This window comes from Bifidobacterium asteroides, from assembly GCF_019469425.1.
In the GTDB taxonomy this organism is placed as follows: domain Bacteria; phylum Actinomycetota; class Actinomycetes; order Actinomycetales; family Bifidobacteriaceae; genus Bombiscardovia; species Bombiscardovia asteroides_I.
In genome coordinates this window covers 1640436-1654128 of sequence record NZ_CP048272.1, presented here as the reverse complement: position 1 = coordinate 1654128, position 13693 = coordinate 1640436, and the positions used below count along the sequence as shown (strand labels likewise).

Annotated in this window: 13 protein-coding genes and 1 tRNA gene; 10 read left to right on the top strand and 4 right to left on the bottom strand. The window is 60.2% G+C overall.

Annotated features, from left to right (window positions below):
- The first annotated feature begins 60 nt into the window (after positions 1-60).
- Positions 61-1143 carry a dihydroneopterin aldolase gene (locus GYM67_RS06795; protein WP_220236188.1) on the top strand — a complete coding sequence of 361 codons (1083 nt, stop codon included), beginning with the start codon at positions 61-63 and terminating at the stop codon, positions 1141-1143.
- Positions 1140-1727: a DUF3180 domain-containing protein gene (locus tag GYM67_RS06790; RefSeq protein ID WP_220236187.1), complete on the top strand. Its 588-nt coding sequence runs from the start codon at positions 1140-1142 to the stop codon at positions 1725-1727. Before GYM67_RS06795 ends, GYM67_RS06790 begins: the two co-directional genes overlap by 4 nt.
- A 73-nt stretch (positions 1728-1800) precedes the next feature.
- Here GYM67_RS06790 and GYM67_RS06785 read toward each other — a convergent pair whose 3' ends face one another.
- The gene (locus GYM67_RS06785; protein ID WP_220236186.1) at positions 1801-2715 is read right to left on the bottom strand and encodes an acyl-CoA thioesterase; all 915 of its coding nucleotides are present in this window, start codon (positions 2713-2715) and stop codon (positions 1801-1803) included.
- Between the two features lie 39 nt (positions 2716-2754).
- A complete protein-coding gene (gene ettA / locus GYM67_RS06780; RefSeq protein WP_220236185.1) occupies positions 2755-4431 on the bottom strand; it encodes an energy-dependent translational throttle protein EttA in 1677 nt (558 codons plus the stop codon).
- 301 nt (positions 4432-4732) lie between these two features.
- Between ettA and GYM67_RS06775 the strand changes: the two genes are divergently transcribed.
- Entirely contained in the window at positions 4733-5380 is a 648-nt protein-coding gene (locus GYM67_RS06775; RefSeq protein ID WP_220236184.1) for an ECF transporter S component, read from the top strand.
- Positions 5381-5465: 85 nt separating this feature from the next.
- A tRNA-Ile gene (locus GYM67_RS06770) sits at positions 5466-5542 on the top strand.
- A gap of 614 nt (positions 5543-6156) precedes the next feature.
- Here GYM67_RS06770 and GYM67_RS06765 read toward each other — a convergent pair.
- On the bottom strand, positions 6157-6981 hold the full coding sequence (locus GYM67_RS06765) for a helix-turn-helix transcriptional regulator (RefSeq protein ID WP_220236183.1): 825 nt from the start codon (positions 6979-6981) through the stop codon (positions 6157-6159).
- A gap of 142 nt (positions 6982-7123) precedes the next feature.
- On the opposite strand from GYM67_RS06765, the gene GYM67_RS06760 reads away from it, so the two are divergent.
- Positions 7124-8335: a MalY/PatB family protein gene (locus tag GYM67_RS06760; RefSeq protein ID WP_220236182.1), complete on the top strand. Its 1212-nt coding sequence runs from the start codon at positions 7124-7126 to the stop codon at positions 8333-8335.
- A gap of 77 nt (positions 8336-8412) precedes the next feature.
- Here GYM67_RS06760 and GYM67_RS06755 read toward each other — a convergent pair whose 3' ends face one another.
- Positions 8413-9186: a (S)-acetoin forming diacetyl reductase gene (locus tag GYM67_RS06755; protein ID WP_220236181.1), complete on the bottom strand. Its 774-nt coding sequence runs from the start codon at positions 9184-9186 to the stop codon at positions 8413-8415.
- A 207-nt stretch (positions 9187-9393) separates the two neighbouring features.
- Between GYM67_RS06755 and rpmE the strand changes: the two genes are divergently transcribed.
- From rpmE to GYM67_RS06730, 5 genes are all read left to right on the top strand, one after another.
- Positions 9394-9606, top strand: coding sequence for a 50S ribosomal protein L31 (gene rpmE, locus GYM67_RS06750; RefSeq protein WP_015022244.1), 213 nt, complete (start codon positions 9394-9396; stop codon positions 9604-9606).
- Positions 9607-9709: 103 nt separating this feature from the next.
- Positions 9710-10798, top strand: a complete 1089-nt coding sequence (prfA, locus tag GYM67_RS06745) for a peptide chain release factor 1 (RefSeq protein WP_220236180.1) — start codon at positions 9710-9712, stop codon at positions 10796-10798.
- Positions 10795-11778 (top strand): peptide chain release factor N(5)-glutamine methyltransferase, encoded by a 984-nt coding sequence (prmC, locus tag GYM67_RS06740; RefSeq protein ID WP_220236179.1) that lies wholly within the window; start codon positions 10795-10797, stop codon positions 11776-11778. Before prfA ends, prmC begins: the two co-directional genes overlap by 4 nt.
- A gap of 52 nt (positions 11779-11830) precedes the next feature.
- On the top strand, positions 11831-12490 hold the full coding sequence (locus GYM67_RS06735; protein WP_220237448.1) for an L-threonylcarbamoyladenylate synthase: 660 nt from the start codon (positions 11831-11833) through the stop codon (positions 12488-12490).
- On the top strand, positions 12487-13677 hold the full coding sequence (locus GYM67_RS06730) for an MraY family glycosyltransferase (RefSeq protein WP_220236178.1): 1191 nt from the start codon (positions 12487-12489) through the stop codon (positions 13675-13677). The genes GYM67_RS06735 and GYM67_RS06730 overlap by 4 nt, the downstream gene beginning before the upstream one ends.
- Positions 13678-13693 lie beyond the last annotated feature (16 nt).

Genomic DNA, 13693 nt, shown 5'->3' with positions numbered 1-13693 from the left:
GCATATGGTCCCGAGGGCGTGCGGCGGTAAATGTTCTAAGGCAAGGGAGGAGCATACATCATGGATTCCATCCGTTTGAGCTCCATCAAAGTCGCACCCCTGCATGGTCAGCAGAAGCCTGGGTTCGGCTACCAGGTCGATGCCGTCCTCTATCTGGATTTGAGTGAGGCAGGCAGGCTCAACGACGGCACTCAAACAGTGGACTATGTGCAGATTGTCCGTCGGATCGTCAACCTGATCCAAAACGAGTCGTCTGATGAGATTCTGGAATCCCTGACTGCCAAGGTGGCTGATGCCATCCTGCTCTCCCACCAGATACGCCGCACCCGGGTTACGGTCACCCGTCTGGGCGCTGACCAGGGAACAGGGGTCGATTTTCAGGTGGGCGTCACCTTGGAGCGTGCGGCCGACGATCAGGTGGAAGGCAACCCGGCCAGCATGGAATCTGGACGAGTTAGCGGCGGGGGGAATGCAGCTCTAGGGCATCCCTCATTCCTGCTGTCTGGTCAGGCCGATTCTGGCCATGCGGCGCAGGCCCGGCTGCGTCACCCCTTGACCTCCTCTACAGAGAACAGTCTGTCCTCGGGTCCGGAGAATGATAACGAAGCTTTCAGCCGACCGACTGTTGAAAGAGCCAAGCCGCAGGGCCTTCCGATGCGTGATGTAATTGCGCTGGAGGGAGCATCGGGAACAGATCGGTTGGCCATGCTTCGTGCTCTCGCAGCTCTGGACGGGATCCCCGGCAGTCAGTTGGTCGGCATCTCGCCTCTATATGCCTACCGGGATGATCAGGGGGATCAGCGTCTGTCGGCTGTGGTTATCCTGCAGACGCCGCTGAATCTGGAGGAGCTGCAGTCGGCTCTAGACATGGTGGCCGCTCCTATCAGGCAGATGGGCGGCTTGGATGCCGATGTGGTGGAGGTGGAGACTCTGGATGGTTCTGTTCTGTCTTCCCAGGACCGTCCGCCTCTGCTGACCGCTGATGCTCCAGCGCGCGTTTTGATTCCCTGGGCCTATTTGGAGCCTGAACACTGCCTGCTTGGTGCTGGCGGATCCTGTCTGGCCAGCCTGGCCAACCGTGCTCCTGACCGTGATCGCATCAGCCTGGTCTCGGAGGACTGGATTCTGGACGGTCTGTCATGAGGGCCCGCCGCACACCGCTCGTGCACTACCTGGTCGCCCTGATCCTTGGGCTGATTGGAGGTGCCGGCATCTCGGAACTGGGCATGTCCACCAGGACGGACCTCATGGGGGTTCCCTGGCTGGTCAGCGTATTGCTCTTCCTGCTTGGGGTGGCCATCCTGATCATGGCCTTCCAGGTGCATCGCTACGCCAGGGGAGACCGCAAGGAGATGGATTTGCGTTTCGCGGTCAATGTGCTGATCATGAGCAAGGCCTTGGGCGTTGCCTGTGCTGCTCTGTTGGGCTGGTACGGCAGTCAGGCTCTGATCAGCATGGGCCATGCAGGCGCGCCCTATTACACACGGGTCATGCAGGAGTGCCTGGTAGCATCCCTGGTCTGTCTTATCGATGTGGTAGCCGGGGCCGTGGGGGAGTGGCTCTGTCAACTGCCGCCGAATGACGGACCTGAGAATACCGACCGGCGAAAGTCCTCACAAAGACCCATGGCCGATGCAGCCGATACTGTTGACAGGGCGGAGACAAAGGCCGATGCCAGTGAGAATCATGCTGATCAGCGTCCAAGGCCGTCGCCAAGAAATACCTGAAGGCGGTCGGTCGCTGCCGACCATGCTGCTAACCCTGTGCTTTTTGAAAAATACGCGATGACCTGGTGGCCGTTCAGTCTTTAGGCACCCTGATCATGGCCTCCTGAACCATGAAGGCAGCTAGGTCACCCTGGCGGTTGTAGACCTTGGCCATGCATAGGTTGCGTCCGTGGTCGGCTACTGGGGACTCCTGAATAAAGCAGTGCCAGTCGCAGGGATTCAGGTCCTGATACCACCACATGGCATGGTCGATGGAGGCGAAGGAAATCCCTGGGGTAGTCATGCTCAGCCCGGCACGGCGCAGGGCCGGCTCCATCATGATCTGATCGCATTCCATGGCCAGCAGTGCTCGGCGCATCAGCGGGTCCAAGTCGGCTCTTCCCTGGGTGCGGCTCCAAACGGCCTGACGACCCCTGTCGTCGTTCTTGGAATCCCCGGGTACTGCGTCATCTGCATCATCCAACAGGACCGTGCCGCCAACATGACGCATGTCGAAGGGGCTCCGATGGGCGTAGTAGTCCGCGAAGGGGGACTTGTCGGCATAGGGTTCCATCAGCTCTCGTGAACCAGGCAGGTCCTCCGGATCTGGCAGCCCCGTCGGCATGGGGTCGTCATAGCGGACGCCCTCCTGGCCGACCTGCTGATAGGAGAGCAGGGCGTTTAGGAGGGTCCGTTCCCCCTGGTGCAGGTCAACTCGTCGGGAGGAGAAGGAACGGCCGTCACGGATGGTCTCCACTTCCGCCTGAACGTCCTGATTCAGGAGTCCGGTGCGCAGGTAATAGGCGTGCATCGAGTGAGGTAGTCGGCCCTGGGGCGCGGTCCGCCCGCCGGCCATGATGGCCTGACCCAGCAGCTGGCCCCCATAGAGGCGTCCCGTGGGAAAGTCCAACGATTTTCCAAGGAAACGGGAACGGCCTTCGGCGGGCTGCTGCTTCTGCAGGTTCAGCCCAGCGATGGCCTGGGCCAGTGCTTCATCCTCGGTGCTCATGCTTCTCCTTGGCCTTCGATTCCCAGTGGCGTATTTCGTTCAGCGAGTCAGCTTGCGGTGGATGCGGTGGGGCCTGGAGGCCTCCTCGCCCAGACGCTTGACCTTGTTCTCCTGGTAGGCCTGGAAGTTGCCCTCGAACCAATACCAGGAGGCCGGATTCTCGTCCGTGCCCTCCCAGGCCAGGATATGGGTGGCGATACGGTCCAAGAACCAGCGGTCGTGGGAGATGACCACAGCGCAGCCGGGAAAGGCCAGCAGGGCGTTTTCCAGACTTTCCAGGGTCTCCACGTCCAGATCGTTGGTGGGCTCGTCCAGCAGGAGAAGGTTGCCGCCCTGCTTGAGGGTGAGTGCCAGATTCAGCCTGTTGCGCTCTCCGCCGGAAAGGACTCCGGCCGGCTTCTGCTGATCCGAGCCCTTGAAGCCGAAGGAGGCTACGTAGGCGCGGGTGGGCACCTCAACGCCTCCGACCTCGATGAAGTCCAGCCCCCCGGAGACTACCTCCCAGAGGTTCTTGTTGGGGTCGATGCCCTCGCGGTTCTGATCCACGTAGGAAATCTTGACCGTGTCGCCGACCTCCAAGGAGCCCGATGTCAGCGGCTCCAGTCCCACGATGGTCTTGAAGAGCGTGGACTTGCCCACTCCATTGGGGCCGATGACGCCCACAATGCCGTTTCGAGGCAGAGTGAAGCTCAGATCGTCGATCAGGACACGGTCGCCAAAGGCCTTGTGGATGTGCTCAGCCTCCAGCACCTTGGAGCCCAGACGAGGACCCGGCGGAATCTGGATCTCGGAGAAGTCCAGCTTCTTGTTGTTCCGGGCCTCGTTCTCCATCTGCTCGTAGCGCTCCAGGCGGGCTTTGTTCTTGGCCTGCCGGGCTTTGGGGGAGGAGCGGACCCACTCCAGTTCGGTATTGAGCCGCTTGGCCAGCTTGGCATCCTTCTGTCCTTGGACTTCTAGACGCTTGGCTTTGGTCTCCAAATAGGTGGAGTAGTTGCCCTGGTAAGGGTAGAGGTGGCCACGGTCCACCTCGCAGATCCATTCGGCCACATTGTCAAGGAAGTACCGGTCGTGGGTCACGGCTAGGACGGCGCCCTTGTAGGTGTGCAGATACTGTTCCAGCCAGAGGATGGACTCGGCGTCCAAGTGGTTGGTGGGCTCGTCGAGCAGCAGTAGATCGGGGGCTTCCAGCAACAGCCGACATAAAGCCACCCGGCGGCGTTCGCCTCCCGAGATGACCGAGACCGGGGTGTCCGGGTCGGGGCACTGCAGAGCATCCATGGCCTGGTCCAGCTGGGAGTCAAGGTCCCAGCCGTTGGCGGCATCAATTTGCTCCTGAAGCTGGCCCATCTCGGTCATGAGAGCGTCGTAATCAGCGTTGGGGTCGGCCATCTGCTCGCCGATCTGGTTGAAGCGGTCCACCTTGCTCATGATGTCGCCGAAGGCCATGCGAATGTTCTCGCCCACGGTCTTGTTCTCGTCCAGAGGCGGTTCCTGCTGCAGGATGCCTACCGTATAGCCGGGGGTGAGCTGAGCCTCGCCGTTGCTGACCGTGTCCAGGCCGGCCATGATCCGCAGCAGGGTGGACTTGCCCATGCCGTTGGGGCCCACCACGCCAATCTTGGCGCCGGGCAGGAAACTCAGGGTCACGTCGTCGAGGATGACGCGGTCGCCGAAGGACTTGCGCGCCTTGATCATCTGATAAATGAATTCGGCCAAGAAGCTACCTCACAGAACCATGAAAAGCCAATGCAAACTGTATTCATGGTAGTGGGAACTTCTGACTTATGCGCCGGGCTGATAGGCAGGGCCAGGCAGACGTATGGCCGCCTATAGGCAGGATCTATGGCCAGACCCTGGTCCCGCGCTCACAGTCGGGGTAGCCTTGAGTGGACGTTCCCGCCCGGCATGCGCAGGTCAAGGAACGCTGCGATCCGGCCTGTCTGCAGCACGACCGGGCGTTTTGCTGTGTGCATGAATCAGGAAGACCGGTCGATGTGCCGGCGGAACGGAGTTGACTATGACGACGCGAATAGGCGTTGGAGACAAAAGAGCACAGCGTGCGGGCCATGCCCTTGCTTGGAAGCCGCTGGATATCGCTGTTGGCGCTGGTCTGGGCGCGGTTGCCGGACTGATCTACTGGGCCGCCAGTCTGCTGGCCTCCTGGATATTTCCGCTGATGACCGCTCTTCTGCCGGGCATGGCAGCCCTTTTGCACGGCATTTTCTACTTTCCTTGCACGCTGTCTCTGCTGATAATCCGCAAACCCGGGGCCGCGGTCTACGTGGGGATCATCAGCGTACTGGTGGAGATCCTGCCAGGCAACGCCTACACTGGGCCCATGATTTTCGTGCAGGCCCTCTTGGAGGCCCTTTGCGCCGAGCTTGCTTTCGGTATCTTTCGCTATCGGCGCTGGAGCCTGGGAACCACTCTGTTGGGCGGACTGCTGATCGCTCTGGTCTACAACGCCTTCCTCTTGGCCTTCTATTACCAGGGCGTCGCCTTCCTCAGCCCCCGCGGGCTGGTCGGCACGGCATGCGAGATCATCAGCGGTCTGTTCTTCGCTGGACTGGTCAGCTGGCTGCTCTTCAAGGCTATTGTCAGGACCGGAGCCTTGGATCGCCTGGCTTCCGGGCATGATTTGCATGTCGCCCGATCAGGTATCTGAGGGCTGGCGCAGTCGCAGTCCGACACAACCGGGAGGCGGTATGAGTCCTGGCATTTGCTAGGATGGAACAGCTGCTTGTCGGCTTGGGGCCTTAGCTCAGTCGGTTAGAGCAAACGACTCATAATCGTTCGGTCCAGGGTTCAAGCCCCTGAGGCCCCACCACCAAGCAACCCCCTGAAACCGGTCGGGTTCCAGGGGGTTGCGTCAACGGCCGAATCCAGGCCATGACGTTTTTCTTCGTCCAATGACAATCTGGTGGCTCAGCTCGGTGCCGGATGGTGTCTTCAGATGCTTGTCTTTGCAGCTCGAGGGTTTTGTATCCCGAACTTTCTTGATAGTCTTAGGAGAAGGACAAGCCCCGAATCTTGTCGGGGCCGTCCTCTCGTCGCCTAGCTCTAGCATCCATGATTCACCGATGCAATAGTACGGCTTCACATGAAAGCCGGGGGAAAAGAGCTAGGCGCGTTTTCAAATCGGATCATGGAGCACTTGTGAATGGACATCCATCCTTCAGTGCCAGCAGGCTGATATGCATACACAACCTGGGCTTAAGCGTGTCGCACTGATCCGGAAACGATTCCGCAGAACCGCTAAGTATGTGAATAGAGAATAGAAAAGAGTACGGGACGCGCTCGAGTTGGAGCCGTCAACATATGCCAGGAAACTATACGCATATACATCTCCTCTGGAGCTGCAATCAACTCAGCCCCTGTAGATCTCTCGTGTATACGTCCCCCGTATATCTGCTCCTAATGATACACCCTGACAGGGGTGTGTCAACGCTGGACCTGGCGCGCCGATCTGCTCTGATCGGGGCCTGCGCCAGCATTGCGTATGGTATGCAAATAACGGTAGATGCTGGCGGAGGAAACCTCGAGAGCCTGGGCAACCGTGTCCACTGCGCCCTTGATCAAAAAGACCCCCGAGCCTTCAAGCCGTGTGATCAGCTGCAGTCGTTCCTGCCGGTTCATCCTCGCCGGAGGGACTTCCAGCTCAGCGGCGAAGTCGGCGATATTATGCGTTACCAGTTCGTTTGTATTCACCGAGAGCACCTCACGGGTCGATTGGTCGCCCACGGTTTTGTCGTTCAGTCGGACAGCGCCCGAAGTCGGCTGGGCGCGGCCAACTTGAGCATCCGATTTCTCTGACGCGGCCCCCCTGTCCTTCAGCTCCGCGGCAGGACCGGTCAGCCCCAGGGCATCCAGATAAGCGCTTGCCTGTCTGAGCTGCTGACTGGCCTGCCGGAAGGCGGAATTGTCAAAGTTGATGCAGAGAAAGCCGATCACCCGTCCTCTCGCATCTCGCAGAAAGAAAGTAGAAGAGACCATGGGGTGTCCCTGGATGGTATAGCCGGTGTAATGGGTCAGGTAGTCGCGCTGTTCGTATTCGTGGTTCTGCCAGATGCGCAGGACTAGGTCGGTGGCGGGGCTGCCTATGGTGCGTCCGCTCAAGTGGCCGTTGGCGATGGCCACAACCGAATGCGAGAAATCCTTGACGCTTTGAAGAACCACTTCCGTGTTGGGCCCAAGAATCTCACCTAGGAAGTCCACTAGCGGGATGAAAGGACGCAGGGCCGGCGAAACGGGCTTTGAATCTCCCATTCTGGTCACCCCCATCAGCTGGTTCAAGGCAGATAGTACCATCGTTGCTTTGCTATTGGCCGCGGACACTCGGATCCAGCCCACAGCTGTAGACTGACGGAAGGTCGCTGCGAGCGCGTCTGCACGGGATGAGAGGTTGACTATGGCATACGATTTCACCAGCATTATGGATAGGCACGGCAGGGACGCCATTGCGGTTGACGGGCTGGGTGCCGAGCCTGGATTCGCCCCCGAACCTCCCAAGGAAGGCTTCGATGTCATCCCCATGTGGGTGGCGGATATGAACTTCCCGACGGCACCTACTATCCCCGAGGCCATCATCGAGCGCGCCAAGCACCCGGCATTTGGCTACTTCAGCCCTACTGAGGAGTACTACAATGCCATCATCAACTGGCAGCGCACCCGCAATGGCGTGGAGGGCCTGATGGCCGAGGACATCGGCTATGAGAACGGGGTCCTGGGCGGAGTGGTCTCCACGTTGACCGCTTTTGCTGCGCCTGGCGATGCAGTATTGCTCCACAGCCCGACCTATGTCGGCTTCACGTCCTGCATCGAGAACAACGGCTACCACATCGTGCACAGCCCGCTGAAGAAGGACGAGCAGGGCGTCTGGCGGATGGACTTCGAGGACATGGACCGCAAGCTCAAGGAGAACAACATCCATGTGGCGGTCTTCTGCAGCCCACACAACCCCTGTGGCCGCGTCTGGGAGAAGTGGGAGATCGAGAAGGCCATGGAAGTATATAAGGACAACGACTGCGTGGTCATCTCCGACGAAATCTGGTCAGACCTGACCCTGTCGGGCCACAAGCACATTCCCACCCAGTCGGTCAGCGAGGATGCCCGCAACAGGACGGCAGCCTTCTATGCGCCCAGCAAGACCTTCAACCTGGCCGGGCTGGTCGGCTCCTACCACATCATCTACAACAAGTATCTGCGCGACAGGATTGTGGCCAAGGGGTCCAAGGCCCACTACAACGACATGAACGTTCTGTCCATGCATGCCCTGATCGGGGCCTACAAGCCCCAGGGCCAGGAGTGGGTGGACGAACTCCGACAGGTCCTGACCGGGAATGTGGACTATGCCTTCGATTACATCCGGCAGCATTTCAAGGGAGTCGAGCTCTCCAAGCCCCAAGGCACCTACATGCTCTTCCTTGATTGCACGCAATGGTGCAAGAATCATGGTCTGAGCCTGGATCGGCTGCTGAAGCGTGCCTGGGATGTAGGCGTGGCCGTCCAGGACGGGCGGCAGTTCAAGGCTCCCTGCGCCATCCGCATGAACCTGGCCCTGCCTTTGAGCCGTGTCCAGGAGGCCATGGATCGTCTGGACAAGTACGTCTTCAACGCCTGAATGATCATGGACTCTCGCCGTCGGGCAGAACCGATCAGCGAGGGTCCATCATATGTGGGCGAATCCTGGCGGGAGGCTCACTGGAATTGCATACCGCCGTCCACGATCAGGGTCTGGCCGGTGATGTAGTCAGAGTCGTGCCCGGCCAGGAAGGCTACGGCATTGGCCACGTCCTCCGGCTCGGAAAGCCGTCCCAAGGCGATGCCGTCCGAGAAGGTGGACATGCCCCACTCGTCATCCTTGCCGGCGTTGACCCCCACCTGATGAGCGATGTCCATCATCATGGGCGTCTTGACAATGCCGGGGGCATAGGCGTTGGCGGTGATGCCCTCCTTGGCCAGATCACGCGCCGCCACCTGAGTCAGGCCGCGGATGGCGAACTTGGTGGAGGAATAGAGCATCAGGTTGGGGTTGCCCACCACGCCTGCCTGGCTGGTGGCGTTGATGATTTTGCCCCCGTGGCCCCGGTCGCGGAAGGCCTGAACGGCGGCCTGCATCCCCCAGATGGTTCCTGCCACGTTGACGTGGTAGACCTTGTCAAACAGCTCTGGAGTGATGGACTCGATGGGGGTGGTCGGTCCGAGACCAGCGTTGTTGACGATCACGTTGAAGTCGCCCAACGTGGTTGCGGTCTTCTCAACGGCGGAACGCACCTGGACACGGTCGGTCACGTCCAGGGTGACGGCCACGGCCCGTCCGTCTGATTGGTTGATGGAGTCGGCCACTGACTGGGCCTTGTCTGTATTCATATCCGCTACAGCCACGGCGAACCCGTCCTTGGCCAGACGGCGGGCAATGGCCTCGCCGATCCCCTGAGCCGCCCCTGTAACGAACGCCACTTCCTGCTGCATTGCTGCCCTCCTGTGTTGGCTTGCCGGGCCGTTCGGTCCGACTGTTCGATTCTAAAGGAAGCCCGACCGGCCACCCCGGTTGGCGGATTCGGCGTGTGGCGCAAGGGGATCGCGTTCTCCCGGGGATGCGCTAGACTATTACGCGGTTGCCGGTTCACGTCCGCCACAGGGGCGGTCGACCCGGGGCCCTTGGATCTAGGAGTAACCATGAAGCAGGGAATTCATCCCGATTATCATCCCGTTGAGGTCACGTGCTCGTGCGGCAATACCTTCATCACCCGTTCGACCGCTCCCGGCGATCATATGACGGTTGATGTCTGCTCGCACTGCCACCCCTTCTACACCGGCAAGCAGAAGATTCTGGACACCGGTGGTCGCGTGGCTCGGTTCGAAGCCCGTTACGGCAAGAGGACCAAGTAGCACTTCCAACGCCAGTCCCTTCCGGGTCGCTCTGCTATGCCCGGTGGGGACTGGCGTTTTTTATGACTTGAACCATGCGGATGAGCGAACGGGAAGAGTGCAGATGAGCGAGGAGCAGTTTCCGGCGGCGGTGGCTGCCGTCGAGGAGTACGGTCGCCTGGAAAAGCAGATGAGTCAGCCCGAAACGGCTTCAGACCCGGTGCAGATCCGCAAATTGGGCCGCAGACACGCCGAGCTCGCTCCCATTGTTGCTGCCTACCAGGCTTATCAAGGCGCCTTGGAAGACAGCCAGGCGGCCGAACAGATGGCACGGGAGGATCCTGGCTTTGCCGAAGAGGCTAAGGCTGTGGCAGACCGCATACCGGATCTGGAGCAGACCCTGCGCACCGCTCTTATTCCGCGTGACCCAGATGACGGCCGCGATACGATCATGGAGATCAAGGCTGGCAGCGGCGGCGAGGAGGCGGCCCTCTTCGCTGGCGATCTGATGCGCATGTATGTGCGTTATGCCGAAAAACGCGGTTGGACCATCGAAATCATGAGTGAGAACCGAACTCAGCTGGGCGGGGTCAAGGATGCCCAGATGGCCATTCGTGCTCGCGGTCAGGTGGCTCCTGCAGACGGCGTCTGGGCCTCGCTCAAGTATGAGGGCGGCGTTCATCGGGTCCAACGCATCCCCGTCACTGAGTCTCAGGGTCGCATTCAGACTTCAGCCGCTGGAGTCATTGTCTTTCCCGAGGCTGACGAAGACGACGATGAGATCGAGATTGACCCCAAGGACCTCAAGATTGACATCTTCATGAGCTCCGGACCAGGAGGACAGTCCGTCAACACCACATACTCCGCTGTGCGCATGACCCATATTCCCACCGGCATTGTGGTCTCCATGCAGGATGAGAAATCCCAGATACAGAATCGTCAGGCTGCCCTACGGGTGCTCAAGTCGCGTCTGCTGGCCATGAAGCATGAGGAGGAGGCCGCCCAAGCCGCCGACATGCGTCATTCCCAGGTCCGTTCTCTGGATCGGTCTGAGCGTATCAGGACCTACAATTTCCCCGAGAGCCGGATCGTGGATCACCGCACCGGCTACAAGGCCTATAACCTGGAACAGGTGTTGGACGGCGACCTGCAGGCCGTTATCGACTCTGATATTCAGGCCGACGAGGCCCGCAGAATGGCTTCGCAGGGGTGAATCAACAGAGGCATGGGACCAGTCTGGCTGGGCTGGTTGATAGCGGCCATCGCCTGCTGGCCCAGGCCGGTGTGCCTACCCCGCTCAATGATGCCAGGCTGCTGCTGGCCGATGCCCTTGGGTGCGATCTGCACCAGCTGGATCAGGCTCTGCTTTTGAAACGGACTGCTGAGGAACTGCTGACGGATGAAGGCGGGCGCAGACAGGCTGATGGTTTTCGGAGGGCGACCCTGGACCGTTATCAGTCCTATCTGCAGCGGCGAGCCGGACGTGAACCCCTGCAGTACATTCTTGGCCACGCCTACTTCCGTTATTTGGATCTTCGCCTGGGGCCGGGGGTCTTTATCCCACGTCCTGAGACCGAAACGGTGGTCCAGGCGGGAGTGGAGGCCTTGACCGGAGTGAATCATCCACTGGCAGTGGACCTGTGTTCTGGCAGCGGGGCCATCGGCCTGTCCTTGGCTATCGAGGTTCCAGGATCGCAGGTCAAGGCCGTGGAAGTGGACAAGGAAGCATATCGGTGGGGTGCGCTGAACGCCACCGATCAGGAGGCTGCCATCCGGGAGTCTGGGTCCGATTATCAGCTGTTGCTGGCTGATGCCACGGACCCCGCCACCCTGTCTGATCTGGATGCCAAGGTGGATCTGGTCATCAGCAACCCTCCCTACGTCCCCATGGATGCGATTCCTAGCCAACCCGAGGTGCGTGACTGGGATCCTGACCCGGCCCTCTATGGTGGTTCACCTGACGGGTGTCTTTTGCCCTGCCGCATTCTGGACAAGGCCATGGTTTTGCTGGCCCCCGGTGGTCTGCTGGTCATGGAGCATGATGCCTCCCAGGGGCCGGCCATGGTTGCTGCTGCACTGGAGCGGGGATTTGTTCAGGCACGCACTCATCAGGATCTGGCTGGTCGAGACCGCTACCTGACAGCCCGACGGCCAGTCCATGCATCCTGGCGACCTGCCTTGGTCCTGGGATAGATTAGTAGCTGGTCACATGAACATGTCGAACCGAGAGGTCGTGATGCAGGGTATGAGCCGGGTGATGACCTATGACAGCCGGTCGCCGCAGTTGCTGGCCCAGGTGGTGGCTGCCGGAGGGCTGGCGGTCATTCCTACCGACACGGTCTATGGCATCGTCTGTGATCCATGCAATGATGCGGCCATCGATAGGCTCTTCCAGGCCAAGCACCGTCCCAGAACCAAGTCCATTCAGGTGTTGCTGGATGGGGTCGAGGCCATGGACCGGTTGGATCTTAGCCTGCCTGCCCCTCTTGATCGCCTGGCTGACGCCTTGTTGCCGGGTCCTTTTTCGCCTATTGCCCAAGTGGGGCAATCCTGCCCTCTGCGCACCCCTCGAATGGAGCCCGATGGCTCTACCCAGGCCGTCAGAGTACCCGATTCTCCCATCTGTCGGGCGCTCCTGCAGGTGACTGGACCTTTGGCCGCTTCTAGCGCCAACCGATCGGGGAATCCCAGCGTGGAGACCGTGCAGCAGGCCAGAGCCGAGCTTGGTGATAGTGTCGACCTTTACCTGGACGGGGGACCGACCCCTGGCTCAGTGGCCAGCACAGTGGTGGAAGCCGACAAAACTGATCCTGATGGGATGCATGTGTTGCGGCAGGGCGTAATCGGCGAGGCCCGGGTCCGTGCTCTTCTGTCGGGCCGGTCCAGCGGAGGGGAGGGCCAGTGAGGGTATATTTGTTCATTGCTGCCATCGCTGGCGGGGCCACCTGGCTGGTCATGCCCATGATTCGTCATCTCGCCATCCGGGTTGGCGCCGTAGGCGTGGTCCGCGCTCGCGACGTACATAAAGTGCCCACCCCTCGGATGGGCGGCTTGGGCATGCTGATCGGATTTGCCGTAGCTATGTGCTTTGCCTCCCGCATCCCATTCATCACGGGCCTCTTCCAGTCCGGGCATCAGGCTTGGGTCATCCTGGCCGGGGCCGTAGCCATCTGCCTGCTGGGCATAGCCGACGATCTTTGGGACCTGGACTGGATGCTTAAGCTGGCTGGCCAGCTGCTGATTTCGGTCTTCGTCTCCTGGGGCGGTATCCAGATCATCTCCCTCCCTCTGGGATCCTTGGTGGCGGCATCGCCCAGCCTGTCCATGGCCATAACGGCATTCCTGATCGTGGCCTCCATCAATGCGGTCAACTTTGTGGATGGACTGGACGGCCTGGCTGCAGGCATCGTGGCCATCGGGGGCATCGCCTTCGCCATCTACTCCTATATCATCGCCCGCATCTCGCCCGACTACGCCTCTTTGGCCACCCTGATCGACGTGGCCATGGTGGGCATTTGCGTGGGATTCCTCCTGCACAACTGGCATCCAGCCAAGCTTTTCATGGGAGACTCAGGATCCATGCTGCTGGGATACCTGATTACCTGCGCCTCCATCGTGGTCACCGGCCGACTGGATCCGGCAACTATTCATGCCAGCATCTATCTGCCGGCATTCATGCCCATTCTTCTGCCCATCCTGGTGCTTTTCCTGCCTGTTCTGGACATGTGCCTGGCCATCATCCGAAGGCTCAGCCACGGGCAATCACCCATGCACCCCGACCGCATGCACCTGCACCATCGTATGTTGCGCATAGGTCACACGGTTCGTTCCGCGGTCCTTATTCTCTGGGGCTGGGCCGCACTAATCGCCTTCGGCTCGCTCTTTATTCTATTCTTCCGTCTGCGATATGTCCTGATTGGTCTGGTCCTGGCCGCCATACTGCTGACCTTCGCCACCCTCTACCCTTACTACCGTCGTCGACTTCCCGAAATCAGGCGCGAGAACGCACTTCTCGCTGCCCAAGGCTCGCAGCATGCGGCCAGACCGCCCTGGCATCGCAAGAGCCGCCATGATAAAAATGAGGGCGATTAATTCACTGGATGAAATA

Excerpts from the sequence above, each read along its gene's own strand:
- GYM67_RS06795 (WP_220236188.1), top strand. The coding sequence starts at position 61 with ATGGATTCCATCCGTTTGAGCTCCATCAAAGTCGCACCCCTGCATGGT.
- GYM67_RS06790 (WP_220236187.1), top strand. The coding sequence starts at position 1,140 with ATGAGGGCCCGCCGCACACCGCTCGTGCACTACCTGGTCGCCCTGATC.
- GYM67_RS06785 (WP_220236186.1), bottom strand. The coding sequence starts at position 2,715 with ATGAGCACCGAGGATGAAGCACTGGCCCAGGCCATCGCTGGGCTGAAC.
- GYM67_RS06775 (WP_220236184.1), top strand. The coding sequence starts at position 4,733 with ATGACGACGCGAATAGGCGTTGGAGACAAAAGAGCACAGCGTGCGGGC.
- GYM67_RS06765 (WP_220236183.1), bottom strand. The coding sequence starts at position 6,981 with ATGGGAGATTCAAAGCCCGTTTCGCCGGCCCTGCGTCCTTTCATCCCG.
- GYM67_RS06760 (WP_220236182.1), top strand. The coding sequence starts at position 7,124 with ATGGCATACGATTTCACCAGCATTATGGATAGGCACGGCAGGGACGCC.
- GYM67_RS06755 (WP_220236181.1), bottom strand. The coding sequence starts at position 9,186 with ATGCAGCAGGAAGTGGCGTTCGTTACAGGGGCGGCTCAGGGGATCGGC.
- rpmE (WP_015022244.1), top strand. The coding sequence starts at position 9,394 with ATGAAGCAGGGAATTCATCCCGATTATCATCCCGTTGAGGTCACGTGC.
- prfA (WP_220236180.1), top strand. The coding sequence starts at position 9,710 with ATGAGCGAGGAGCAGTTTCCGGCGGCGGTGGCTGCCGTCGAGGAGTAC.
- GYM67_RS06735 (WP_220237448.1), top strand. The coding sequence starts at position 11,831 with ATGAGCCGGGTGATGACCTATGACAGCCGGTCGCCGCAGTTGCTGGCC.